Annotated in this window: 21 protein-coding genes; 9 read left to right on the forward strand and 12 right to left on the reverse strand. The window is 70.6% G+C overall.

Features of this window, described 5'->3' with window-relative positions:
• Positions 1 to 232: 232 nt before the first annotated feature.
• Complete coding sequence (locus ACGFY9_RS21150; RefSeq protein ID WP_393756159.1) at positions 233 to 1,057, forward strand: TIGR02452 family protein; 825 nt, start codon at positions 233 to 235, stop codon at positions 1,055 to 1,057.
• A gap of 27 nt (positions 1,058 to 1,084) precedes the next feature.
• On the opposite strand, the gene ACGFY9_RS21155 is transcribed toward ACGFY9_RS21150, so the two are convergent.
• The 4 genes from ACGFY9_RS21155 to ACGFY9_RS21170 form a co-directional block, all read right to left on the reverse strand.
• Positions 1,085 to 1,531: a type II toxin-antitoxin system PemK/MazF family toxin gene (locus tag ACGFY9_RS21155; protein WP_362977667.1), complete on the reverse strand. Its 447-nt coding sequence runs from the start codon at positions 1,529 to 1,531 to the stop codon at positions 1,085 to 1,087.
• 62 nt (positions 1,532 to 1,593) lie between these two features.
• On the reverse strand, positions 1,594 to 3,075 hold the full coding sequence (locus ACGFY9_RS21160; protein WP_393756161.1) for a flotillin family protein: 1,482 nt from the start codon (positions 3,073 to 3,075) through the stop codon (positions 1,594 to 1,596).
• Positions 3,076 to 3,218: 143 nt separating this feature from the next.
• Positions 3,219 to 3,437, reverse strand: a complete 219-nt coding sequence (locus tag ACGFY9_RS21165) for a hypothetical protein (RefSeq protein WP_393756163.1) — start codon at positions 3,435 to 3,437, stop codon at positions 3,219 to 3,221.
• Positions 3,438 to 3,463: 26 nt separating this feature from the next.
• Positions 3,464 to 4,885, reverse strand: a complete 1,422-nt coding sequence (locus ACGFY9_RS21170; protein ID WP_393756165.1) for an amidase — start codon at positions 4,883 to 4,885, stop codon at positions 3,464 to 3,466.
• A gap of 237 nt (positions 4,886 to 5,122) precedes the next feature.
• On the opposite strand from ACGFY9_RS21170, the gene ACGFY9_RS21175 reads away from it, so the two are divergent.
• Both ACGFY9_RS21175 and ACGFY9_RS21180 read left to right on the forward strand, forming a co-directional pair.
• The gene (locus ACGFY9_RS21175; protein WP_393756167.1) at positions 5,123 to 6,511 is read left to right on the forward strand and encodes a glycoside hydrolase family 43 protein; all 1,389 of its coding nucleotides are present in this window, start codon (positions 5,123 to 5,125) and stop codon (positions 6,509 to 6,511) included.
• A 78-nt stretch (positions 6,512 to 6,589) separates the two neighbouring features.
• On the forward strand, positions 6,590 to 7,783 hold the full coding sequence (locus tag ACGFY9_RS21180) for a glucarate dehydratase family protein (protein WP_393756169.1): 1,194 nt from the start codon (positions 6,590 to 6,592) through the stop codon (positions 7,781 to 7,783).
• Here ACGFY9_RS21180 and ACGFY9_RS21185 read toward each other — a convergent pair.
• From ACGFY9_RS21185 to ACGFY9_RS21200, 4 genes are all read right to left on the reverse strand, one after another.
• The gene (locus tag ACGFY9_RS21185; RefSeq protein WP_393756171.1) at positions 7,769 to 9,145 is read right to left on the reverse strand and encodes a Fic family protein; all 1,377 of its coding nucleotides are present in this window, start codon (positions 9,143 to 9,145) and stop codon (positions 7,769 to 7,771) included. The genes ACGFY9_RS21180 and ACGFY9_RS21185 overlap by 15 nt on opposite strands.
• A 61-nt stretch (positions 9,146 to 9,206) precedes the next feature.
• Positions 9,207 to 10,520 carry an MFS transporter gene (locus ACGFY9_RS21190; RefSeq protein WP_393756173.1) on the reverse strand — a complete coding sequence of 438 codons (1,314 nt, stop codon included), beginning with the start codon at positions 10,518 to 10,520 and terminating at the stop codon, positions 9,207 to 9,209.
• A 280-nt stretch (positions 10,521 to 10,800) separates the two neighbouring features.
• The gene (locus tag ACGFY9_RS21195) at positions 10,801 to 11,448 is read right to left on the reverse strand and encodes a carbohydrate ABC transporter permease (RefSeq protein ID WP_393756175.1); all 648 of its coding nucleotides are present in this window, start codon (positions 11,446 to 11,448) and stop codon (positions 10,801 to 10,803) included.
• Between the two features lie 70 nt (positions 11,449 to 11,518).
• Positions 11,519 to 12,040 carry a carbohydrate ABC transporter permease gene (locus ACGFY9_RS21200; protein WP_393756177.1) on the reverse strand — a complete coding sequence of 174 codons (522 nt, stop codon included), beginning with the start codon at positions 12,038 to 12,040 and terminating at the stop codon, positions 11,519 to 11,521.
• On the opposite strand from ACGFY9_RS21200, the gene ACGFY9_RS21205 reads away from it, so the two are divergent.
• Positions 12,003 to 12,245, forward strand: coding sequence for a hypothetical protein (locus tag ACGFY9_RS21205; protein WP_393756179.1), 243 nt, complete (start codon positions 12,003 to 12,005; stop codon positions 12,243 to 12,245). The two genes, ACGFY9_RS21200 and ACGFY9_RS21205, sit on opposite strands and share 38 nt — an antisense overlap.
• A complete protein-coding gene (locus ACGFY9_RS21210) occupies positions 12,242 to 12,538 on the forward strand; it encodes a hypothetical protein (protein ID WP_393756180.1) in 297 nt (98 codons plus the stop codon). The genes ACGFY9_RS21205 and ACGFY9_RS21210 overlap by 4 nt, the downstream gene beginning before the upstream one ends.
• Positions 12,539 to 12,579: 41 nt before the next feature.
• Here ACGFY9_RS21210 and ACGFY9_RS21215 read toward each other — a convergent pair whose 3' ends face one another.
• Positions 12,580 to 13,770 (reverse strand): MFS transporter, encoded by a 1,191-nt coding sequence (locus ACGFY9_RS21215; RefSeq protein ID WP_393756182.1) that lies wholly within the window; start codon positions 13,768 to 13,770, stop codon positions 12,580 to 12,582.
• Positions 13,771 to 13,902: 132 nt separating this feature from the next.
• On the opposite strand from ACGFY9_RS21215, the gene ACGFY9_RS21220 reads away from it, so the two are divergent.
• Positions 13,903 to 14,982, forward strand: coding sequence for an AraC family transcriptional regulator (locus ACGFY9_RS21220; protein ID WP_393756184.1), 1,080 nt, complete (start codon positions 13,903 to 13,905; stop codon positions 14,980 to 14,982).
• 57 nt (positions 14,983 to 15,039) lie between these two features.
• Here the strand turns inward: ACGFY9_RS21220 and ACGFY9_RS21225 are convergent, their stop codons facing one another.
• Genes ACGFY9_RS21225 through ACGFY9_RS21235 form a run of 3 tightly spaced genes read right to left on the reverse strand, consistent with a single transcriptional unit; the run spans position 15,040 to position 18,649 of the window.
• A complete protein-coding gene (locus tag ACGFY9_RS21225; RefSeq protein ID WP_393756186.1) occupies positions 15,040 to 16,452 on the reverse strand; it encodes an aldehyde dehydrogenase family protein in 1,413 nt (470 codons plus the stop codon).
• Positions 16,449 to 17,330, reverse strand: a complete 882-nt coding sequence (locus ACGFY9_RS21230; RefSeq protein WP_393756188.1) for an SDR family NAD(P)-dependent oxidoreductase — start codon at positions 17,328 to 17,330, stop codon at positions 16,449 to 16,451. Before ACGFY9_RS21230 ends, ACGFY9_RS21225 begins: the two co-directional genes overlap by 4 nt.
• On the reverse strand, positions 17,327 to 18,649 hold the full coding sequence (locus ACGFY9_RS21235; protein WP_393756696.1) for a flavin-containing monooxygenase: 1,323 nt from the start codon (positions 18,647 to 18,649) through the stop codon (positions 17,327 to 17,329). The genes ACGFY9_RS21230 and ACGFY9_RS21235 overlap by 4 nt, the downstream gene beginning before the upstream one ends.
• 222 nt (positions 18,650 to 18,871) lie before the next feature.
• Between ACGFY9_RS21235 and ACGFY9_RS21240 the strand changes: the two genes are divergently transcribed.
• The 3 genes from ACGFY9_RS21240 (at position 18,872) to ACGFY9_RS21250 (ending at position 23,073) form a co-directional block, all read left to right on the forward strand.
• Positions 18,872 to 19,495 carry a TetR/AcrR family transcriptional regulator gene (locus ACGFY9_RS21240; protein WP_393756190.1) on the forward strand — a complete coding sequence of 208 codons (624 nt, stop codon included), beginning with the start codon at positions 18,872 to 18,874 and terminating at the stop codon, positions 19,493 to 19,495.
• A gap of 276 nt (positions 19,496 to 19,771) precedes the next feature.
• The gene (locus tag ACGFY9_RS21245; RefSeq protein WP_393756192.1) at positions 19,772 to 22,012 is read left to right on the forward strand and encodes an MMPL family transporter; all 2,241 of its coding nucleotides are present in this window, start codon (positions 19,772 to 19,774) and stop codon (positions 22,010 to 22,012) included.
• A gap of 104 nt (positions 22,013 to 22,116) precedes the next feature.
• Positions 22,117 to 23,073 carry an SMP-30/gluconolactonase/LRE family protein gene (locus tag ACGFY9_RS21250; RefSeq protein WP_393756194.1) on the forward strand — a complete coding sequence of 319 codons (957 nt, stop codon included), beginning with the start codon at positions 22,117 to 22,119 and terminating at the stop codon, positions 23,071 to 23,073.
• Positions 23,074 to 23,133: the final 60 nt, after the last annotated feature.

Here is a 23,133-nt window from a genome sequence, read left to right on the forward strand (position 1 = left end):
GGGTCCGGGCCGGCACACTCGTCCCACCCAAGACCCTCGCGTCGCTTCGCACAAGGGTGCGTATCGGCACGTTCGGGATCGGTAATCTCTGGTTCTCCGGCCGTTCGCGGTCCCCGGAAACTCCGTTGCACCGCACGACCAGCATCGCTCAGGATGCGTGTATGAGCACGACGGGGGAGAACACGGGGGAGATCGCGGGGCGCGCGCCCATGGCGTACACGGGGGTTATGCCATGAGCGCGCGCCTGCGCGGCATCGCGCAGCAGACCGAGCAGATCGTCGCGGCCGGGACCTACCGCGCGGCGGACGGGCACGAGGTGTCCATCGCCGCCGAGACCGAGGCGGCCCGCGCGGGCACGCGCCTGTACGGACCGGAACCGGTGCGGATACCGCCGTTCTCGCCCGCGGAGACGCTCTTCGAGGTCACCGGCGAGAGCAGCCTGGAAGCCGCCCGCCGCCTGACCGGCCCGGTCGCCGTCCTGAACTTCGCCTCGGCCCGCAACCCGGGCGGCGGTTTCCTCAAGGGCGCGCAGGCCCAGGAAGAGGCCCTGTGCCGCGCCTCCGCGCTGTACACGTGCCTGCTGGAAGCCCGCGGTTTCTACGACCATCACCGCGCCCACCGCGACCCGTTCTACACGGACCGGGTCATCCACTCACCGGCCGTCCCCGTCTTCCGCGACGACAAGGGCCGCCTCCTGGACGAGCCGTACACCGCCGGATTCCTGACCGCCGCCGCACCGAACGCCGGGGTCGTCCTGCGCACGGCAGCCGAGCGCGCGGCCGAACTGCCGCACGCCATCGCCGTACGGGCGGAGCGGGTGCTGGAGACGGCCGTCCTGCACGGCTACCGGCGGCTGGTCCTGGGCGCCTGGGGCTGCGGGGTCTTCCAGAACGACCCGGCGCAGGTCGCGGGCGCCTTCCACACGCTGCTCGGGCCGGGCGGACGGTTCGCCGCGGCCTTCGAGCACGTGGTGTTCGGCGTCCTGGACCGCACACCGCGTGCGACGGTCCGGGACGCGTTCGTACGGGCCTTTCCGGAGCGCCAGCTCCTGAGCTAGCCCCTCAGATCAGGCCGTACGGGCCGCTCAGGTCCAGCCGTAGCGCTCGTGCAGCCGGTGCCGGACGAGGTTGAAGCGCATCTGGTCGATCGCGCAGGCCTCCCGGCGCATGCCGTCCTCGTGCAGACGCAGGACGCGGTCCACGTCGACCCACGAGTCACGGCCGGACTTGTCCCAGGGGCCGCTGCCGATCGCCACCCACTCGCGGTCGCCGTCGTGGCGCTTGCTGGAGAGCTGGACGGCGAGCAGGGTCCCGCCGGGCTCACGGGCCACGACGAGGACCGGGCGGTCCTTGCCCCGGCCGTCGTTCTCCTCGAACGGCACCCAGGTCCAGACGATCTCACCGGGGTCCGGGTCGCCGTCGTGCGCGGGGGAGTACTCGGTACGGACCCTGCCGACCTCGCGCGGGTCGGCCTCGGTGGTGGCGGAGGGGCCGAAGCGGCCCGGAACGTTCTCATCGGTAAAGGCGGTCACGGAGGCACCTTAGAACGTGCCTCCGTGACCTCGGACGCCGGGCGCCCGTCAGACGATCACCGCTACTCCTTCTCCACAGGCACCTTCTGCGACGGCGGCGCCGTGACTCCGTTCAGGGCCGAAGTCCCGTTCGGGGTCGGCCCGTTCTGGTTCATCGAGGAGAGCAGCTGGCGGGCCAGACCGAGGCCCGTACCGCCCATCGTGAGTGCCTTGGCGAGCATCTCCGCCATGCCGTCGGCCCCGTTGAGGACCACCATGTTGTCGACGCTGCCGAACGCGGACGCGCCGGCCCGCACGATCTCCGGCCAGTTCTCGGCCAGTTGCTGCGCGACCACGGCCTCCTGGTTCTCGGCGAGGGCAGCGGCCCGCGCCTTGATGGCCTCCGCCTCGGCGAGACCCTGGGCCCGGGTCGCCTCGGCGGCGGCGAGGCCCTTCGCCTGGGCGGCGGCGGCCTCCGCCTCACCGGTGGCCCTGGTGGCCGTCGCGGCCGCGGCACCCCGTGCCTGGGTCGCCTCGGCCTCGGCGTTCGCGGCCGTCTTGATCCGGCTCGCCTCGGCCAGGGCCGCCAACTCGGTCTCCTTGGCCTTCGCTTGGGCCGCGGAGATCCGCGCGTCGCGCTCGGCCTCGGCGCGGGCCCGGGTCTCGTACGCCTGGGCGTCCGCGGGCTTGCGGACGTCCGCCTGGAGCTGCTGTTCCCGGCGCAGGGCGTCGAGTTCGGCGATCCGGGTCTCCTGGACGACGACGTCCTGCCGGGCTGCGGCGTCCGCGAGGGGTCCGGCCTGCCGGGCCTTCGCCGCCGCCTTGTCGCGCTCGGCCTGGTAGCCGGCCTGGAGGATCTCGCTGTCCCGGGTGGCCTCCGACATCCGTGCCGCGGCCTTCTGTTCGGCCTCGGTGGCCAGCCGGTTGGCCTCGGCCTGCGCGATGCGCGCGTCCCGCTGCACGGCCGCCGCGTGCGGCATCGCGAGGTTCTTGATGTAGCCGGTCGGGTCCTCGATCTCGTGGATCTGCAGCGAGTCCACGATCAGACCCAGTTTCTCCATCTCCGTACCGCACGCGGCACGGGTCTGCCCCGTCAGCTTCTCCCGGTCGCGGATCATGTCCTCGACCGTCAACCCGCCCACGATGGACCGGAGATGACCGGCGAACACGTTGTGCACCCGCTCCGACATCATCTTCTGCTGATCCAGGAAACGACGTCCCGCGTTGGCGATCGACACGAAGTCGTCGCCGACCTTGAAGATGACCACGCCCCGCACCTTGAGCGGAATGCCCTGCGTGGTCACACAATCCACGTGCAGCTCGGTCTCGTTGAGGTCCAGCGAGATCTTGCGCACCGCCTGCACACCGGGCAGCACCAGCGTGCCGCGCCCTGTGACGATGCGGAATCCCATGCCTTCTTCAAGGCCTTCGGTGCGGTGCTTGGAACCCGAGATGATGAGTGCCTCGTTGGGTTCCGCGACCCGCCACATCGACTTGAACAGGCCTATCAGTGCGAGAACGGCGACAAGCGCCACCCCCGCTACGACGCCGATGACCATCGGCATACGCCCCCTTTTGATGGTGCCCTTTCGGCACCGAACGAAGGGAGTGTGCGCCTGCGCGACACCGGGGTACAGACGCTGACGGATCCTTGTTGCAATCTTGACGCATACGCCCCTGAAACGCTCTCACCTGCGAAGGAGGCGGCTCAACTGTCGTATGCCTGCGTGACGTAGACCGTCCTCGGCGGCAGGTACTCCACGACCATCACCACGGTGCCCCGTTCGATCCGCTCCGTGCCCGTGGCGGCGTACGCGAGGAAGTGCTCGGCGCCTCCGCGCACCCGGACGATCACCTCGCCGACGAGCCCGGGCCCGACCGTCCCGGTGACCCGCCCCATCAGCCCGACCATCGACGCATCCTGCATGGTCACAGGGTACGGGCCCAACCCGCCTATGCCGCCGGGGAATCCGCGGTGACCGGCTCCGGCCACCTCTCGTGCCAGCGCAGGTCCGCCTCCAACTGCGCTGCGAGGGACAGCAGAAGAGGCTCGCTGTTCGACGGGCCCAACAGCTGGGCGCCGACCGGGAGTCCGCCCGCCACGAAACCCGCGGGGACGTTGACGCCGGGCCAGCCGAGGACGTTCCACGGCCAGGCGTAGGGGCAGGCGGCGACCATCGCGCGGTCGGTGGCCAGGCCGTTCAGGTCGAGCATCGCGCCGACGAGGGGTGGGGGAGCGGCTGTTGTCGGCGCGAGGATTACGTCGTACATCCCGAAGAACGCGCCGATCCGGTCGTGCAGGACCGCCTCCGCACGCCGGGCCGCCCGCAGCGGGGCCCCGGCGAGCAGTCGGCCGAGGCGGGCGGCGTCCAGGGTGCGACGGTCGAGGAGTTCGGGGTGCGGTGCCTCGCGGACCCGCTGGGCGATTCCGGCGGTGGCGCGCGGGATCAGGGTCAACCCGATCTGGCCGTACGGCGGATCGTCCTCCACGACCGTGTGGCCCAACCGGGCGAGTTTCTCCGCGAGTTCGAGGACCCTGGCCCGCACCTCCGGTTGCAGCCGGGCGGGCAGGGCGGTGAACGGCGGCTTCAGGGAGAGGGCGATGCGCAGTCGGCCGGGGTCGCGTCCCACCGCCTCCGTCATGCCGATCGCGGCCGGACGGTACGGGTCCCGCGCGTGGTTGCCGCTCGCCGCGTCCATGAGCAGGGCCGCGTCCGCGACCGTACGGGTGAGGGTGCCGTTCACCGTGATGCCGTGGAAGGACTCGCCGCGCGGCCAGGTCGAGATGCGGCCGCGCTGCGGTTTGACGCCGATGAGGTGCGTCCAGGCGGCGGGGATGCGCACCGAACCGGCGCCGTCCGAGCCGAGGGCGGCCGGGACCAGCCCCGCGGCGACCGCCGCCGCCGATCCACCGGATGAACCCCCGGGCGTATGACGGGAGTTCCACGGATTACGGGTCGCGCCGAACGCGGGCCCCTCGGTGAACGGCCACTGCCCGAACTCGCAGGTGTTCGTCTTCCCGACGATCACGGCACCGGCCGCCCGCAGCCGCCGTACCGCCTCGCCGTCCTCGGTGACCGGAGGGAACTCGCCCCGGCAGCCGAACGCGGTCGGCTCGCCCGCCACGTCCATGTCGTCCTTGACGGCGACCGGCACGCCGAGGAGCGGTGTGCGTACTCCGGCGGCCAGTTGCTTGTCCGCCGCCTCGGCCTCGGCGAGTGCAGCTTCCCGCCGTACGATCCGAAAGGCGTTCAGGGAGGCATGAGTCGACTCGATCCGTGCCAGGGCCTCCTCGGTCAGGGCTCGTGCGGTCACCTCCCCGGCGGCCAGCGCGCGGGCGGACTCGGCCAGGCCTGCGGAGCGGTCGGTCGTCATACGGCACCTCCGGAAGCGCGTGGTCTACCGAACGGTAACGTCCGGGTGGCCGGTGTGGTGCGGATGCGGCAACTTCCCCCGGGGTGCGGGTGGTTCGGCCTTCACCACAGACGCCCCACAGAGATCATCCAGCATTGCGCAAACCATTGACGTGTTCCTGACCCACCCCTACCTTCTGACCGAATTCACGAACTGCGTTCGATATGACGAACATCCGAATCTCCGGGAGAGCCGCCCGTGACCACACGTCCCCCCACGCCGTCCCGCCGTACCCTGCTGCGCGCGCTCGCCGTCCTGCCTGCCTCGGCGCTCGCTCTGGGCGAGGCCCCCGGACTGCTCGGCACGGCCCTGGCCGCCGCCCCGTCGAGCGGCTACGCCACCCGCTACACGATCGTCCCGTTCCTCAACAGCGACGACGGCACCGTCAACGTCTACCAGTCCGACGACGCCACCGACTTCCGCCTCGTCCAGGCCTCCGCCTACACCCCGCCGAGCAACCGCATCCGCGACGCGAGCGTGTTCAAGCACACCGACGGCTACTACTACCTGACGTACACCACCCACACCTGGGAGGACGTCAGCACCACCATCGGCTTCGCCCGCAGTGCCGACCGGGTCAACTGGACGTTCCTGTACGACTACACGGTCCCGATCACGAATCTGTCGCGCGCGTGGGCGCCCGAGTGGTTCGTCGACGCCGACGGCAGTGTCAACGTCGTCGTGTCCTGCTCCACCACCGACGACGAGTGGATCTTCACGCCGTACCGGCTGAAGGCGTCCAACTCCGCGCTGACAGCGTGGAGTTCACCGGTCGCGCTCTCCGGCATCGGCTCGAACCACATCGACACGTACATCGTGCGGATCGGCTCGACCTACCACGCCTTCACCAAGAACGAGACGGCGAAGTACATCGAGTACGGCACCGCCACCAGCCTCACCGGCCCCTACACGATCTCGAAGACCGGCGACTGGGCCGACTGGGGCAGCTACCGCGAGGGCCCCTCGGTGGTGCAGCTCGACAACGGCGGCTGGCGGATCTTCTTCGACGGCTACGGCGACGGCAGTTACTACTACAGCGACAGCTACGACACCTTCGCCACCTGGTCCGCGCCGGCCGCGCTGACCACGCTCTCCGGTACGGCACGGCACTTCACGGTCATCAAGGAGACGGTGTCCGGCGGCCCGAGCCTCGCGACCGGCGTCACCCGCTCCTTCCAGTCCGCCAACTACACGACCCGCTACTGGCAGGAGGTGTCCTCGCTGCTCAACCTGCCGGTGGTGACCGGCTCCAGCACCACGGCCCTGAAGCAGGCGTCCACGTTCACCGTCGTCGCCGGCCTCGCCGACGCCACCGGCTTCTCCTTCCGGGACTCGGCCGGAAACTACCTGCGCCACTACGACTTCCGGGGCCGGTTCGACGCCAACGACGGCACGGCGACCTTCGCCGGGGACGCCACGTTCTACGCCCGGACGGGCGCCACCACCGGTGCGCTGCGCTTCGAGTCGTACAACTACCCCGGTTACTACCTCCGCCACTACAACTACCAACTGCGGGTGGACCCGACGGACGGCACAGACCTCTTCCGGACGGACAGTTCGTTCGTGCCCGTGACGGCCTGGGCCTGAGACACGCGACTGTGATCCGCCGGACCAGGGCAGGATGCGAACGACATTGATCAGCCATGGCCTGGAGGCGCTGGGCGCATGAGCAGTACGGCAGCGACACGGATACGCGAGCTGATCGTCACTCCGATCGCCTTCCGCGACCCGCCCCTCCTCAACTCGAACGGTGTCCACGAGCCGCTGGCCCTCCGATGCGTCCTCCAACTCTTCCTGGAGGACGGCACCGTGGGCCTCGGCGAGTCCGCGGGCGGCTCGGTCCGGCTGGAGCGACTTGAGGCGGCGGCGAAGGTCGTCGCAGGCATGGACGTCTTCGACACGACGGCCCTCGTCGCCGCGATCGACGCCGCCCTGCTGCCGACCGTCCCCAGCTCCCACGAACGCGGCTGGACCAGCTCGGCGGTGGAGGTGGCCTGTCTCGACGCGCAGGGCAAGCTGCTCGGACGCCCGGTCAGCGACCTGCTCGGCGGCAAGGTCCGCGACGCCGTGCCCTTCGCCGCGTACCTCTTCTACAAGTGGGCCGAACACCCCGCCCTCGACGGCAGGCCCGCGGTGCGCGACGACTGGGGCGAGGCGCTGGACCCGGCCGGGATCGTCGAGCAGGCCCGGCTGATGCAACAGCGGTACGGCTTCCGGTCGTTCAAGCTCAAGGGCGGTGTCTTCCCGCCCGACGAAGAGATCGCCGCGATCAGGGCACTGGCCGAGGCCTTCCCGGGGCAGCCGCTGCGGCTGGACCCCAACACGGCCTGGACGCCGGAGACGTCGACGTACGTGGCCCGCCAACTGGACGGGGTCCTGGAGTACTTGGAGGACCCGACCGCCACCATCCCCAGCATGGCCCAGGTCGCCAAGGAGTCACCGCTTCCGCTGGCCACCAACATGTGTGTGATCGCCTGGGAGCATCTGCGGCCCGCGATCGAGCAGCGCGCGATCCAGGTCCTCCTCACCGACCACCACTACTGGGGCGGACTGCGCCGGACCCGCGAACTGGCCGTCGTCTGCGAGGTGTTCGGGCTCGGGCTGTCGCTGCACTCCAACTCGCACCTCGGCATCAGCCTCGCCGCCATGACCCATGTCGCGGCGGCCATCCCCAACCTCGACCACTCCTGCGACACGCACTACCCGTGGAACTCGGCCGACGACGTCATCGTCCCCGGGGTGCTGGAGCTGCGTGACGGCGTGGTCGAGGTCCCCACTGGACCGGGCCTGGGCGTGGAACTCGACCATGACGCCCTGGACCGGCTGCACCGGCTCTACCTCGACTCAGACGGTGATTGAGGCGACGTGACGCCGGGTCTCCCTGAGGTGGAGGTCGACGGACCGGCACATGATCACCCCGCTCTGCGGGTTGTCGGCCGCGTGGCTGATACGGCGGAGCAGGGTGACCGAGTCCAGGGCGACGCCCTCGCGGGCCAGGACGAAGACCAGGGCGAGGAAGGCGGAGCGGGCGTTGCCGTCGTCGAAGGGATGGAAGAAGCACACGTCGAGGCAGACGCGGGCGGCCCGCGCGGTCAGCGGGAGGGGCCGGTCGGCGTCCCGCGCGCTCTCGGCCAGGCAGGCGTCGAGGCGTTCACGGGTGTCCGGGCCGATGCCATAACGCTCCCTGCCCTTCTTGGCGAAGGCCGGCAGGGTGCGGAACGACGGTGGTCCGGGTGTGCCGAGGACGTGCTGCTGCCAGCCGCGCAGCAGCTCGAAGTCGAGCCGGGCGCCGCGCGCCGCGTCGGCCCGCACCAGGTCCAGGGCGGTGAGCAGGCCCTCGCCGCGAGCGGCCGACACGGTGCGGTCGAAGGCGCGCATGTACTCCGCCGCGCCGTCGCGCGACGGAATGACCGGCTCGTCCCCGCCGCCGTCCGGGGCGTCCTCCCATGGCACGGTCTCGCGCGACGCGAGCCAGCTCCGCAGATGGTCCGGCAAGGGGCCGGGGGCCGGCGGTCGTACGGCGTCGTCGGGCCGTAGCGAGACGGCGAGCCGCTCCGCGATGTCGTCGACCAGGACCCGGTCGGGACCGGTCCAGCTCTTGAACCGGCCGTCGATCGCCTCGTCGACCAACTCCTGTGCCACATCGGGGTCTACGCGCCAGTGGCTGAGGAACCAGGTGAGCACCTGACGGCAGTGCCCGTACCAGCCGCTGCCGGAGCCGGTGCGGTCGTACGCCTGGAAGATCAGGTTGCGTGCGGCGCATTCCCAGAGAATCCGCTGGTCCGCCACGTCGGCCAGGTCCAGCCGGTACGCCTCGAACCGACCGGCGAGCTGCTCCAGCCAGCCGCGCCATTCGCACAGCCCCGACGCCACGCGGTCGAGGGTCTCCTCCGGTGTGGTGTACGAGTGCGTCACACAGCACCAGCTGCCGACCGGGCCGCCGTCGAAGTCGCCCTCGTCGTGCGCCCACCGCCAGCCCACGGCCCAGTCGCCGTAGCGCTCGGCGAGGGCGTACGACATGGCGTCGGCCCAAGGCGTCCCCACGTCCCAACTCCAGCGGTGCAGCGCGGAATTGTTGTAGGGGAGGTCAGGGCGGGTCGGCATCCGGCAGGCCGGTCCGAGGGAGCGCACCACCTCCGCCGCCGACCCGTGGTCGAAGGGATGACGCGCGGGGTCGACCTCGTCCCAGTCCAGACAACCCGGGTTCAGTTCCTTCTGCACCGCGCAAGCCTGCACACCCACCCGGTGTGCGTTCAACCGAATTACCGCAGGCCACCGACCGTCAACGCGGCTTCGTCGACGGCTCGGTGGGGAGCATGGCGCGGGGTGGCCGGTCGGCGGACGCGCGTAGCGACGGCTCGTTGCGCAGCCGTACGAAGGTGATGGCCAGGGCGGCCGCCTGGACGAGGGCGCAGCACAGGACGACCGTGTCGAGACGGGTCGGCGGGGTGACGGCGACGAGGATGCCGGCCACCGGGAAGGGCAGCAGCAGGAGCAGCATGGTCAGGGAAAGCGTGGTGCCGAAGGCCGTGGCCGGGATGACCAGCGAGCGCAGCGTGCGCAGGACGACGGTGAGGCCGCCGTCGCCCGCCATGAACAGCGCGATGAGGACCATGTAGGCGGCGTACGACGGGGCTTGGGGCAGGGCGAGGCAGGCCGCGGAGGCGAACGTCGCGCAGACGACTCCCACGCCCCACAGGTCGACGCGGCTCAGGGCGAGCCGGCACAGGGTGATCGCGAGCAGGGTCGCCGCCGCCGCGGCGGACCACAGGGTGCCGACGTCGGCGGAGGAGCGGCCGAAGTTCTCGACCACGATGATCGGGCTCGCGGACTGGAGCAGGCCCAGGGCGAGGTTGGAGCAGGCCAGGCCCGCCACCAGCCAGCGCAGTGCGGGCAGTTTGCGGAGCATGCGCAGCCCCGTCCGCAGACTGCCGGGGGTGCGTTCGCCGACCGGCCGTCCGGCACGCAGCGGGGTGGGCGGCGTCTGGAGTCCGAGCACGGCCGCCAGCAGGGACAGCCCGGTCAGACAGCCGAGCATCCAGCCTGGGCCGACCAGCAGCAGGAAGCCCGCGAGCAGAGGGCCGACGAGCATCGCGGTCTGGTCGATACCGATGAGGACCGACTGCACTCCGTGGGGCCGGTTCTCCGCCCGCCGGGTGACGATCGCGCCCACGGCCTCGTTGGCGACGAAGCTGAACTGGGTGAGGGTGCCGGTCACCGCGGCCAGCACCAGCACGGTCACCGTCTCCGCGGTGCCGCGCGGCAGCATCACCAGCGCCACCGCCGCCCCGGCAAGGACCAGGGCCCGCAGCAGCGAGGCGAGGAAACACACGATCGCCGCGCCACGCCGGTCCACCACATTGCCCGCCAGCACGAACGCGGCGATCCGCGGTGTCCACTCCAGGGCGAACGCCAGGCCCGTCAGCGACGAGGACCGGGTGATCGCCAGGACCAGCAGCGGCATGGCGTACGTCGACATCGAGAACGCCAGGGCGTCGCTGGTGCGCGGTGCGTAGATCCGTCGGAACAGGCTGCCGGACGGAACGGCTGCATGGCGACCGGCGGGCGGCCGGTCCTCGTGCAGGGTGATGGCCACGGAATGGAAAGCTTTCAGTGAGGCGTATCACGGAGGGGGAAACGATGGGTACCGACCAGGGCGAAAAGAATTCGCGGGGCGGGAGAGGGGAAAACGCCTATGAGCGAAGGGAGTTGAGGCGTGAAATATAGCGCAGTCAAATGGGATCTGGCATATCCGGTGCGGACATCTCCTCAGGGTGTACGCCGCACCTCCCCGTACCCGGAAGGCAGAAGGCAGAAAGAAGGCCACTTTGTCGCACAAAGGGCACGGGAAGGCGAGGCATTCACGGCATTTCCGATCACATCTTCGGGCCGCGCCCTGGGATCACGCTCATCAAGGCGCCTGCCTTCACCACGGCGTAGGTCGTTCCAGAGCTGGATGAACGTGAAGATGCCGAGGAAGGCGAGCTCCGGCCGGAACAGCGGAAGGGCCACCTGCGGGTACAGGCGGAAGAAACTGGCCCCGTCGATCCGTCGGCGTCCAGGAGTTCGTCGGGCAGTGAGTTCTGGGCATACTGCCGCATCCAGAATATTCCGAACGCGTTGGCCGCCCCGGGTATCACGAGGGCCTTGAGCGAACCGGCCCAGCCGAAGTCGGCCATGGTGACGAACCGGGCCACGAGGGAGAGTCGCCCGGGAATCATGTACGTCGCCGACAGGATGCCGAACAGCGGCTTCCGCGCCGGGAACTCGTACTTGGCGAAGGCGAACGCGGCAAGGGAGTCGAAGAACAGCACCAGTACCGTGCCCGCCACCGAGACGACGACGGTGTTGAACAGCGAACCGAAGAAATCGATCCGGTGGATCACCTGGCGCATGTTCTCCAGGAGATGGGTCCCCGGCACCAGCCGGGGCGGGAACCGGAGGATCTCCTGCGTGGTGATCGAGGCCATCACCACGAGCCAGTAGAAGGGGAACAGCGAGACCGGCACACCGGGCGGCAGCACCCGCCCAGCGACACGGGAGCGCCGGCTGCCGGAGCCGATGGCGAGTCCCGCGCCGACGGCGGTCGTCCGGTCAGCGGCCGTTGCGGGCTCCCTTGCGCCAGGAGATGCGGGGACGGTCGTCGCGCCCGGAGCCGGCCACCAGCCGCCAGTTGATGATCGCGAACAGCGCGGTGAGAGCGAACAGGGACCAGTCGATCGCCGCGCCGTAGCCGAACTGGTGGTCGTTGAAGGCCTTCTGCCAGAGATGGAGCGCGATGGTCAGACCTTCCTGGCCCGGGTGGCCGGTGGTACCGGGGTCCAGGAAGATCAGCGCGTTGTAGCCGGCCCGGCGCCAGATGATCATGAGGGAGATCGCCGACTCGATGCCGAGGGACGGCGTCAGCCAGTCGACGCCGTCCACCCCGATCACCTTCAACAGCGAGTTACCCGGGCCCGCTTGAGCGAACACCGAGCCACAGACGACGACCATGGCGACCATCGAGGTCACATTCGGGATGAAGTACGCGACCCGGTAGGCGGTGGCGTGCCGCACCTGTGCGTTCAGCAGGAGCGCGATGACCAGGGCCAGGAACAGCATCGGCACCGTCGACATGAACGCCTCGCTGACCCGCCCCCTGCGCACGGTCGGCGCACTGCTCGACGCCTCGGCCTTCCACCCCGGCCGCTCCGCACGCAGCCACCTGCGGGCCATCGCCCTCTCGAACGGCATCGGCGCCGCCCGCGTGGACGCCGTCCTCTACGAGGTCGGGCGAGGAGTTTCGCCTGTCGGCGGGCAGGCGGCTTCTCCCTCGGGATGAAGCAGCGGCTCGCGCTCGCCCGCCCCCACAGCACCCAGTCGTCCGCCCTGAGCGTCGTCCTCGACCTGCCGTCCGCGATACCGGCGTCGCTGCTCGTCGTGGGCCTGCTCGCCGGAATCGTCGTCACCAGCGTCGTAACTGCCAAGGCGCTGCAAGGAGTTCGCGGCCCCTACGCGATGGCCGGGAACCCGGGCATGCTCAGGCTGTCCGCGAGCAGGTCGGGAAGGCCCATGCGAGGAGTGTTCATGGGCGCGACGCTGGCAGCGCCGGTTGAACGACCGATTGCCGCATGACCATGGACTGGCCATATCCCGCCCATTGCCTGGCTCGTTTCCTATGTCGCGGATGCCCCCGGCGGTTGCGTGAAGTGGCGGGCACCTGTGAGTACGAGCACCGCCAGCGCCGCCGGTGCCGCGTACGCGAGCCGGAACTCGCCGGTGGAGCCGAGGAGTCCGCTCACCGCGCCGCCGGTGACGACGCCCGCGTAGTTGAAGAGGTTCAGCCGGGCCAGCACCGTCTCCGAGGCGGCGGGCCGCAGCCGGGCGGCGGAGGCCAGACACAGCGGCGCCAGCACCGACGCCCCCAGCCCCACAACTCCCGCCGCGAGCACGGCGAACGGCCAGCTCGGAGCCGTGGCCACACCCACCAGGCCACCCGCCACCACCAGGGCGGCCGTGCGGACGACGGCGACGGTACCGACCCGCTGCACCAGCCGGTCCACGGTGGCGCGGCCGACGACCGTGCCCGCCTGATACGCCGCGTACGCCATCGGCGCCACCACGAGGGACGCGCCGAGGGTCTGCCGCAGATACACCGCCGACCAGGCGGACACGGTCGAGTCCACGACGTAGACGACGAGCAGGACCAGCCCGAAGGGGAGGAGCCGCAGCCACAGCCGGCGCCCCAACGGCGGCTGCACGGACGGCACGTGGGCGGAGGGAAGGGTGTGCGTGCGTAGACAGACGGCGACGACCAACAGCAAGCTCGCCTGCACGGCCAGGCCCTCACCCACCGGCCGGTCCAGCCGGGCCGCGCCGGCGGTGAGCAGCGCCGCGAGCACGCCACCCACGCTCCACGCCGTGTAGAACGACCCGAAGACGCTACGGCCGTAGGCGCGTTCGATCGCGGCGGCCCGGGTGTTGATGCCGACGTCGAGGCCGCCGACCGCGAGGCCGAACAGGACGTACGCGCAGATGACGGTCTGCGGGCCGGGAGCCCAGCCGATCAGGGTGAGCGCGACGGCGGCCGTGAGCAGTGCCCCGCGCATCGTGGCGACGGGCCCCGCGACGCGGACCGCGGCCAGCCCCAGGAAGCTGCCGACCCCCGCGGTCAGGGCCACCCCGACCAGCGTGGCGGTGGTCAGGAGCGGGGACAGCTTCAGGTGTTCGGTGACGGCGGGGACGGTCGTGTACACGGCGGCGACGGACATGCCCTGCGCGCCGAACGCGAGGGTCGTCGCCCTTCGGGCACCGGCCCGGTCCGCGGGGCGCCCGACCCGCGCTCGGCCTGGAGTGCTGACTGACATGCACGGACCGTAGTCAGCCGTGGCGGCACTAACGCAGGACACCGGGGGCCGTTGAGGGGACTTCGGCGGCCACCTCGCGCGACCGGTGCCGTCCGGATGCTTACGGTGGTCGCCCACGAGGAGGTGAGTGCGATGTTCCCAGCCCCGGCCCCTGCGGACCCGCACGGGACCAGCCGCAGCACGTCGGCGACCATCCAGCCGAACATCCTGCGCTATCTCGTCGTCGTCGCCGACTCGCGCGGCGTCGATCTACGGCCCCTGCTGAGCGAGGTCGGCCTGGACGAGACGCTCATGCGCTCGGCCGCGCTGCGGGTGTCGTACCGGCAGGGCAGCGCGGTGATCCGGCGCGCGGTGGAACTCACCGGGGACGAGCGGCTGGGCCTGAGGGTCGGAGCGGCACAGCACCTCACCGCCTGGGGCCTGCTCGGCTTCGCGCTGATGGCCGACGACACACTCCGGCACGCCATCGAGACGGGGGTGAAGTACCAGAACCTCTCGGGCGCGATGACCGTGTGGTCGACCGGAGTCGGCGAGGACGGCGCCTTCGTCCTGCGCGCCGACCTCCCCGACCCCGCCGTCGACCCGAGCGTGGCGTCTTTCCTGATCGAGGAGGGGTTCGCCTCCGTCGTCACCCTCTCCCGGCTCGCCGTCGGCCCGGACTTCGCCCCGCGCGTGGTCGAGTTCTCCGAGCCGCCACCCCGCCAACACGACCTCTACGGCGCCCTGTTCGGCTGCCCGGTCCGGTTCCGCGCCCCGGCCGACCGCATCGTCATCGACCCGGCCTGGGCCCGCGCCCGGATGCCCGGCCGCGACCCGGTGACCTACGCCTCGACCCTGGAGACCCTCGACGCCCAACTCGCCTCCCGCACCGACCAACAGGACCTCCTCGAAGTCCTGGAGGTGTCCGTCGCGCAGAGCCTCCCGGTGATCCCGTCCTTCGGGGAGCAGGCACGACGGCACGCGACGAGCGAGCGGACACTGCGCCGCAGACTCGCCGACTGCGGCACGACGTACGAGGCGCTGGCGGAGGGGGTGCGCCGGGAACGCGTCGAACAGCTGCTGCTGCGACCGGAGTTGACCCTGCGTGAGATCGCCCGCCGAGCGGGATTCTCCGACGAACGGGCCCTGCGCCGCGCGGTACGCCGCTGGCACGGCAGCTCTCCGGTGCAGTTGCGGGAGCAGTTGCTCCGGGCGGCGGCGCATCGCGAGTGACCCCGTCAGGTGTGGTCAACGGGCTTGGATCCAGGACGGGTTCACCCGCCGACCGGTTCAACGGGTGCGGATCCAGACCGTCTTCTCCCTGGTCCACTGGTCGAAGGCGTTCGTGGACTTCTCCACGCCGCCGAACCCGGACTGCTTCCAGCCGCCGAAGGGGGTGCTGATGTCGCCCTCGCTGTACGCGTTCACGGAGACCACGCCCGCCTCGATGCCCCGGGCCAGCCGCAGCGCGGTGTCGAGGTCGCGGGTCCAGACGGATGCGGCGAGCCCGTACTCGGTGGCGTTGGCGATCCGCACCGCCTCGTCCTCCGAGGCGAAGGTCTCGACGGTGACGACGGGACCGAACAACTCCCTTGTGAGTACGGCGCTTTCGGCGGGGGCGCGAGTGATCACGGTGGGCGGGTAGTAGGCGCCGCGCGCAGGCAGCCCGTGGGGGAGTCCCGCTGTGTGGATCTGGGCGCCGGCCGCCCGGGCGGCATCCACGGCACCGGCGACACGGTCGAAGGCGGCGCGGTTGATGAGCGGTCCCTGCTGGGTGCGAGGGTCGGCCGGATCGCCGATGACGAGGTCCCTCGCCGCGGCGGTGAACCGCTCCACGACCTCCTCGGCGATGCTGTGGTGCACCAACACCCTTGAACCGGCGGTGCAGTTCTGGCCCATCGTCAGGAACGCGGCCTCGATCATGTCGCCGATGAGCGCGTCGCCGTAGGAGAGCGCGTCGGCCATCAGCACCTGGGGGCTCTTGCCGCCCATCTCCAGGGAGACGCGCTTGAAGTTGCTGTCGGCGGCGGACTTGAGGATGTGCCGGCCGGTGGCGGTGGAGCCGGTGAAGGACAGGGCCTGGACGAGGGGGTCGCGGGCGAGGGCCGCTCCGGCTTCGTCGCCGTAGCCGGGGAGGATGGTGAGTACGCCGTCGGGCAGGCCGGCCTCGGTGGCGAGGGCGGGCAGGTGGAGGGCCGAACGCGGGGTCGCCTCGGCGGGTTTGAGCAGGAGGCAGTTGCCCGCCGCGAGGGCGGGGCCGATCTTCCAACTGGCCATCGCCAGGGGGTAGTTCCAGGGGAGGATCGCCGCACCCACGCCGACCGGTTCGCGGGTGATGAGGCCCAGGCCGTCGGGTCCGCTCGGTGCGATCCGGCCGAAGACCTTGTCGGCCGCCTCGGCGAACCAGCGGATCGACTCGATCGCGCCCGGTACGTCCCCCGTACGGCACTCCGTGATGGGCTTGCCCGCGTCCTCGCTGTCCAGCCGGGCGAGGGTCTCGGCGTCGCGTCGCATCAGGTCGGCCAGGCGTAGGAGTACGGCGCTGCGTTCCCGGACCGGAAGCCGTGACCAGACCCCGGAGTCGTGGACGTCCCGGGCCTGTTCGGCGGCCTTCGTGACGTCGTCGGCGCTCGCGGCGGGGAGGGTGGTGATCGGTTCGCCGGTGGCGGGGTTGACCACGGTCAGGGTCTCGTTCTTGGTCATGCCTCCTCCACCAACTCCCAGCGCCCGTCGGTCTGTCGGGCCAGTCCGCGGCGGTGGAGTTCCTCCAGGTAACGGGCCATGCCGCGGTCGCCGCGCCTGCGGAACAGGGGGAAGATCCGGGGCAGCAGGTTCGGTACGAGCATCGCGAACCGCACCAGACGGGACTCGCCGGAGCGGGGGTAGGCCTCCAGGCGGGGCCTGTCGAGGAGGCTCACGACGGCCGTGACGACGTTCGCGGGCTGTTGCGGCTGGTCCTGGAACTGCATGGAGTTGCCGCCGTCCACGGCCTCCTGTCGCAGCATCCGGGTGTCGGTCGCCGAGGGCAGCACCGACCCGGCCAGGATGCCCTTGCTCCGCAGGTCGAGGCCGATGGCGAGCATCGCGCCGCGCAGCCCGAACTTGGACGCCGTGTAGATCGGGGTCTCGCCCAGCGGGAAGATCCCGCCGAGGGAGACCGTGGTCACCACGCGGGCATCGCGCGAGGCCTTCAGCAGGGGGATCGCGATCCGGGTGGCGACCAGCGGGGAGGTCAGGTTGAGGGTGATCTCCCGCTCGATGCTCTCGACGCTGCGGACGTCGAAGCGCTCCGAGCTGGTCATGCCCACGTTGTTCACCAGCACGTCGATGCGGCCGTGGACATCGGCGACCTGCTCGAACAGCCGCTCCAGGTCGGCGCGTCGGAGCAGATCGCAGCCGATGCCGGTGTGTCCGGCGCCAGGCAGTTCCGCGGCCAGCCTCTCCGCACGGACCCCGTCGATGTCGACGACGACACAGCGGGCGCCGGCCGCGGCGAAGCGGTGGCACAGCGCACTGCCGATGCCGCCCGCGCCGCCGGTGACCAGCATGACCTTGTCGGTGAAGTCGAACTTCCCGCTCATGCCGTCGCCTCCACGCGCCGGGCCGCGGACCGCACCGGCGGAGCCTGGCCCTCGGTGCGCCAGCCCATCTGGCGGGCGACCTTGCCGAGGTACTTCACGAACGCCCCGCTGTCGACGTAACCGGTGTGACGTGGCGAGGCGACGAACTTCAGCCCGCCGGACAGGTCGGGTCGGTCGGCGCGGATCATCTGGGCGAACCGCTCGGAGTTGGGCAGACCGTGACGCGTGTCGTTCAGATACCCGGCGATCAACTGCGCCTGGCTGTCGAAGAGTTGGTAAGCGCCGGAGTTGGTCTCCACGAACCCGATCCCGAACAGGCCCTGGTGCTCGCGCGAGAACGACGACAGATACAGGTCGGGATGCTGCTCGTCCCCGAAGTACCTCTGGGCGACCGGGACTTTGTGGACGTAGCCCGTCGCCAACAGGACGAGATCGAAGTCGTCGCGTGTGCCGTCCGTGAAGTGCACGGTGCTGCCCTCGGCGCGGGCGATCCCCGGCCTGGCCGTGATGTCGCCGTGCTGGAGGTGGTGGATCAGCATCGAGTTGATGGCCGGGTGCGTCTCGAAGAGTTTGTGGTCCGGCTTCTGCAGGCCCAGGCGGGTCGGATCGCCGTTGACGAGCCGCAGGAGTCCGCCGAAGACGCGCTGCGCCAGCCACATCGGCAGATGCGGACCGCTGTTGGCGATGGTGTCCACCGGGCGCCCGAACAGGTGCTTCGGGATGAACCAGTACCCGCGCCGCATGCTGATCACCGCGTGGTCAGCCGTCCGGGCCGCGTCGCAGGCGATGTCGCAGCCGGAGTTCCCCGCACCCACGACCAGCACCCGCTTGCCCCGCAGCTCCTCCGCACTGCGATAACCGCCGGTGTGCCGGACCTCGCCGCTGAACCGCCCGGGAATCTCAGGGATGTTGGGGTGCCACTGCGAGCCCGTGCACACCACGACCTGACCGTGCAGGCTCTCCTGCCCGTCGGCCCGGACGACCGTCCAGGTGCCGTCGGCGTTCTTCTCGACGCTCTCCACCCCGACGCCGAACTCGATCCGGTCCGTGAGCCCGTAGGCGTCGGCGAAGGACCGCAGATACGACAGGATCTGCCGATGCGGCGGATAGTCCGCGAAATCGTCGGGCATCGGGAAACCGCCGAAGCCCGAGAGGGTCCTGCTGGAGATGAAGTGGGCCGACTCGTACATCGGGCCGCCCGGGTTCTCGATGTCCCAGATACCGCCGAGCCCGGTGTGCCGCTCCAGATGCGTGTACGGCAGCTTCCGCTCGGTCAGGGCCCGGGCGACGGCCAGCCCGGCAGGCCCCGCCCCGATCACACACGTGTCCAACTGGCTGTCTTCCTTCACGAGCCTGCCTCCTCGTTCGTCCCGTTCGACGGGTGGTGGAGGAAACGTATGCACCCGCTCAGCTGCGGGAACTGACCCGCGCGGCCAGGGACCGGACCTCAGCGGCCGGGGCGCGGTCACGGGCGTCAGGCTGCGCGAATCCCGACTTGTTCGGACGACTTGTTCGTGGGACTCAGTCGATATGATGGGCGCATGGCTCACGTTTCCGCGGCCGAGCGCCGCCCCCAGCTCATCAAAGCGGCCATCGACTTCATGACGAGGGAGGGGGTCGCGGCCGGCAGCACGCGTGCCATCGCCGCCGAGCTGGGGGTCGCCCAGGCCACGGTGCACTACACCTTCGGTACGAAGGAAGGGTTGTACCTCGCGGTCATGGAGCAGCTCACGGAGGATCTGGTGGCCCAGGTCGAGCGGGCCGCACCGGCGGACGGAGGGTTCGAGGAGACGGCGGGCGCGTTGGTGGCCGCGCTGTGGCGGACGGTGCGTGAGCAGCCCGAAAGCCATCAACTCCTCACGGAACTAACCATGTTCGCGCTCCGCTCGCCCGCTCTCGGCGAGGCCCTCAATGCCCACTACCGGGGCGTGACGGAGGTGACCGCGAAGCTGATCACCGAGGCGGCCGAACGCACCGGCCGGCCCCTCGCCCAGCCCGTGGACGCGATCGCGCGGTTCTTCCTCGCCGGCTTCGACGGGCTGATGCTGCAACACCTCGCGCTCCCCGACGAGGAGGCCGAGCGCATCTGCCTCCAGGCCTTCGTGTCCGCCGTGGTGGCGATGGCCGGGGGACGGCTGGAGCTGCTGGCGGTACCGGTGGGCTGACGCGACGACCTAGGGGGGCCATACAACTATCGAGCGACCTTGTCATGTGACAAGGTCGTTCGTTTTTGTCGCCTGTACATAGCCTCTGAGCTGGCCTTATGGAAATGGGGGATGCATGTCACGGTTCAATGACTTGGTCGAGTGACTTGAGCGAGTGATAAAGTCGGCTCATCGACCGGGACGCCCCTCGGCGCAAGCCCGTCACGCGGTCGGCGTCCGGCTGCCGTCCGAACGGTGTTCCCTCCCCAACCCCCGCCCCCTTCCAGGGAGTTAGTCATGGCTGTCCTGCTTCACCGGCTGGGCCTCGGCGCCTACCGGCACCGCAAACTCGTCCTGGGCATATGGCTCTTCGTGCTGGCCGCGCTCATCACGTGCGTCGGCGTCTTCGGCGGCAAGCTCGACGACCGCTTCTCGGTGCCGGGCACCGAGTCGCAGCGGGCGTTGGACAGCCTGAGCAAGACCCTTCCGGAAGCCTCGGGCGCGAGCGCCCAGATCGTCTTCACGGCGCCCGAGGGGCACCGGATCACCGAAGCCCCGTACGCGACGACCATCGCCCGGACCGTGGCGGAGGCCGAGCGGGCACCCCAGGTCAGCGACGTGGTCGACCCCCGCACCGCCGGTGCCGTCTCGGCCGACCGGACGGCGGCGATCGTCCAGGTCCAGTACCGCGCGCAGGCCGCGGAGGTCCGGACCTCGTCCGTGGACGCGATCAAGAGCGCCGCCCACGCGGCGGAACGGGACGGGCTGCGGACCTCGGTGGGCGGTTCCGTCTTCAACAGCAAGGGAGTTCACATCGGACCGTCGGAGATCATTGGCGTGGCCGTGGCGCTGCTCGTGCTCGTCGTCACGTTCGGTTCGCTGCTCGCCGCCGGCATGGCGCTGCTGCCCGCCCTGATCGGGGTGGCGGCCGGACTCACCGGACTGCTCGCCCTCGCGCCCGCCGTCAGCATCTCCTCCACGGCCGTCACGCTCGCCCTGATGCTGGGCCTGGCCGTCGGCATCGACTACGTCCTGTTCATCCTCTCGCGCCACCGACAGCAACTCGCCCGCGGAACCGACCCGAAGGAATCCGTCGCGCTGGCCGTCGGAACGGCCGGCAGTGCCGTGGTCTTCGCCGGCGCCACCGTGATCATCGCGCTCGCCGCGCTGAGCGTCATCGGCATCCCGTTCCTGACCACGATGGGCCTCGGGGCGGCTGGAGCCGTCCTCATCGCGGTGCTGGCCGCGATCACTCTCGTCCCCGCGACAGCCGGTTTCGCCGGTACACGACTCGCCCCCAAGCCCGGGAGCCGTGCCGCACGGCGGGCCGCCGACGCCGAAGGGGCCACCGGCCGCACCACCTTGGGCACCCGTTGGACGAAGTGGGTCGTCGCCAAACCACTGCTGACCGTGCTCGCCGTCACGGGCATCCTGGTCACCCTCATGCTGCCCGCCGCCGACCTGCGCCTGGCACTCCCCGACAACGGCTCCGCCCCGCACGCCTCGACCCAGCGCACCGCCTACGACACGATCAGCGACAGGTTCGGCCCCGGTTTCAACGGCCCGCTGCTCGTCCTGGCCGAGACCAACGACCGTACGGCCGCCGCGAGTTCACGGGCCGGAGCCCAAGTGGCCGCGAAACTGCGCACTTTGAAGAACGTCAAGGCCGTCCTGCCGCCCGAGTCCACCGGCGACCCCGCACAGAGCGTCGTCACCGTGCTGCCCGACTCCGGCCCCGACAGCGTCCGTACCGACCGACTCGTCCGCGACATCCGCGCGGTCGCGTCCGACCTCCGTGCCACCACCGGTGCCTCGATCGCGGTCACCGGCACCACCGCCGTCAACATCGACGTCTCCAACCGCCTCAGCGACTCCCTGCTGCCCTTCGTCGCCATCGTCGTGGGCCTGAGCCTGCTCCTGCTGATGATGGTCTTCCGGTCGCTGGTCATCCCCGTCAAGGCCGCCGTCGGCTTCCTGCTCTCGGTGGGTGCCTCGCTCGGTCTGGTCGTGGCGGTCTTCCAGTGGGGCTGGCTGGCCGGCGTCCTCGGCGTGCCGCACAGCGGTCCTGTCGTCAGCTTCCTGCCGATCATCCTGATCGGCGTACTGTTCGGACTGGCCATGGACTACGAGGTGTTCCTCGTCTCCGGGATGCGCGAGGAGTGGGCCCACACCGGCCGGGCCCGCCAGTCGGTCGTCGACGGCGCGCGGCACAGCGTGCGGGTCGTCACCGCCGCCGCTCTGATCATGTTCACCGTCTTCGCCGGGTTCTTCCCGCTCGACGACTCCCTCATCAAACCCATCGCGTTCGCCCTGGCGGTCGGTGTGGCCATCGACGCCTTCGCCGTCCGCATGACGCTCGTACCGGCGGTGCTCGCCCTCGCGGGGCGGGGCGCCTGGTGGCTGCCGGCCTGGCTGGACCGGCTCCTGCCCGACCTCGACGTCGAGGGGAGCAGCCTCCAGAAGGCCGTACCGTCGGACGGCAGTAAGGAACCCGAACCCGTAGGTGCCGGCGGGGCGCGTGGGAACTCCGGGGAGTGATGGGCCGTTACGCAAATACCGGTCCTTGGGGCGGAGTTGAAGAGGATTTCACCCGAGCCCTGGGTCCGGAGCCTCCCTCAGCCGCGCATCCGGAGGCCCGAACGATGACCCGGATCCACCCCCACGCGCACCCCACCCGGCGCGCCCTCCTCGGCGGCGCCGCCCTGACCGCCCTCGCCGTGACGACCGGTGCCGGCACGGCACACGCCAACTCCTCGACCGCCCCGGCCAGTTGGCCCACGGAGTTCTCGCTGCCCAACGGCTTCCTCCCCGAGGGCATAGCCATCGGCAGCAGGCCGTACGCCTACATGGGCTCCCGTGCGAACGGCGCCATCCACCGCACCGACCTGCGCACCGGCGAGGGCGAGACCCTGTCCGAGGGGGCCACCGGCCTGGTGTCGGTCGGCCTGAAGCTGGACCACGACGGCCTGTTGTACGTCGCCGGCAGCACCGGGATCGCGAGAGTCGTCGACTCACGCACCGGTGACGTGCTGACGACCTATCAACTCACCGCCTCGACCGGCCACTTCATCAACGACGTCACGCTCCTCGGCGACCGCGCCTGGTTCACCGACTCGCTCGACGCCGTGCTCTACGGCGTGCCCCGCGGCCGCACGGGCGAGGTCACCGCCCTGCCGCTCACCGGTGACTGGGTGCAGACGCCCGGGGTGAACAACGCGAACGGCGTCGTCGGCACCCCGGACGGGCACGGACTCATCGTGGTCAGCAGCAGCCCCGGCAAGCTCTACAACGTGTCCCTCAAGACCGGCCACGCCACCGAGATCGCGCTGAGCGGCGCGACCGATGTGGCCAACGGCGACGGGCTGTTCCGGATCGGCCGGACGCTGTACGTCGTCCAGAACCGGCTGAACCGGATCAGCGTGTTCGACCTCGACGCCAAGGCCGGCACCGCGACCCTGCGCTGTACGATCACCGACCCGCGCTTCGACGTCCCGACGACCGCCGCCCGCTTCGGCAACCGGCTCTATCTCGTCAACGCCCGCTTCACCAGCCCGCAGACGCCGGACACGACGTTCACCACTGTCGCCGTGTCGATCTGAGGCGAAGGCGGGCGGGGTCCCGAAGGCGCGCAACGGGGCCCCGCCCATGGGTAGTTCGTG

It is taken from the genome of Streptomyces sp. NPDC048504, assembly GCF_043200035.1.
In the GTDB taxonomy this organism is placed as follows: domain Bacteria; phylum Actinomycetota; class Actinomycetes; order Streptomycetales; family Streptomycetaceae; genus Streptomyces.

Coding starts and splice junctions, on each gene's coding strand:
- ACGFY9_RS21150 (WP_393756159.1), top strand. CDS start 233: ATGAGCGCGCGCCTGCGCGGCATCGCGCAGCAGACCGAGCAGATCGTC.
- ACGFY9_RS21165 (WP_393756163.1), bottom strand. CDS start 3,437: ATGCAGGATGCGTCGATGGTCGGGCTGATGGGGCGGGTCACCGGGACG.
- ACGFY9_RS21205 (WP_393756179.1), top strand. CDS start 12,003: ATGACCAGGGCCAGGAACAGCATCGGCACCGTCGACATGAACGCCTCG.
- ACGFY9_RS21170 (WP_393756165.1), bottom strand. CDS start 4,885: ATGACGACCGACCGCTCCGCAGGCCTGGCCGAGTCCGCCCGCGCGCTG.
- ACGFY9_RS21240 (WP_393756190.1), top strand. CDS start 18,872: ATGGCTCACGTTTCCGCGGCCGAGCGCCGCCCCCAGCTCATCAAAGCG.
- ACGFY9_RS21215 (WP_393756182.1), bottom strand. CDS start 13,770: ATGTCAGTCAGCACTCCAGGCCGAGCGCGGGTCGGGCGCCCCGCGGAC.
- ACGFY9_RS21210 (WP_393756180.1), top strand. CDS start 12,242: ATGAAGCAGCGGCTCGCGCTCGCCCGCCCCCACAGCACCCAGTCGTCC.
- ACGFY9_RS21180 (WP_393756169.1), top strand. CDS start 6,590: ATGAGCAGTACGGCAGCGACACGGATACGCGAGCTGATCGTCACTCCG.
- ACGFY9_RS21245 (WP_393756192.1), top strand. CDS start 19,772: ATGGCTGTCCTGCTTCACCGGCTGGGCCTCGGCGCCTACCGGCACCGC.
- ACGFY9_RS21220 (WP_393756184.1), top strand. CDS start 13,903: ATGTTCCCAGCCCCGGCCCCTGCGGACCCGCACGGGACCAGCCGCAGC.
- ACGFY9_RS21230 (WP_393756188.1), bottom strand. CDS start 17,330: ATGAGCGGGAAGTTCGACTTCACCGACAAGGTCATGCTGGTCACCGGC.
- ACGFY9_RS21250 (WP_393756194.1), top strand. CDS start 22,117: ATGACCCGGATCCACCCCCACGCGCACCCCACCCGGCGCGCCCTCCTC.
- ACGFY9_RS21225 (WP_393756186.1), bottom strand. CDS start 16,452: ATGACCAAGAACGAGACCCTGACCGTGGTCAACCCCGCCACCGGCGAA.
- ACGFY9_RS21160 (WP_393756161.1), bottom strand. CDS start 3,075: ATGCCGATGGTCATCGGCGTCGTAGCGGGGGTGGCGCTTGTCGCCGTT.
- ACGFY9_RS21200 (WP_393756177.1), bottom strand. CDS start 12,040: ATGTCGACGGTGCCGATGCTGTTCCTGGCCCTGGTCATCGCGCTCCTG.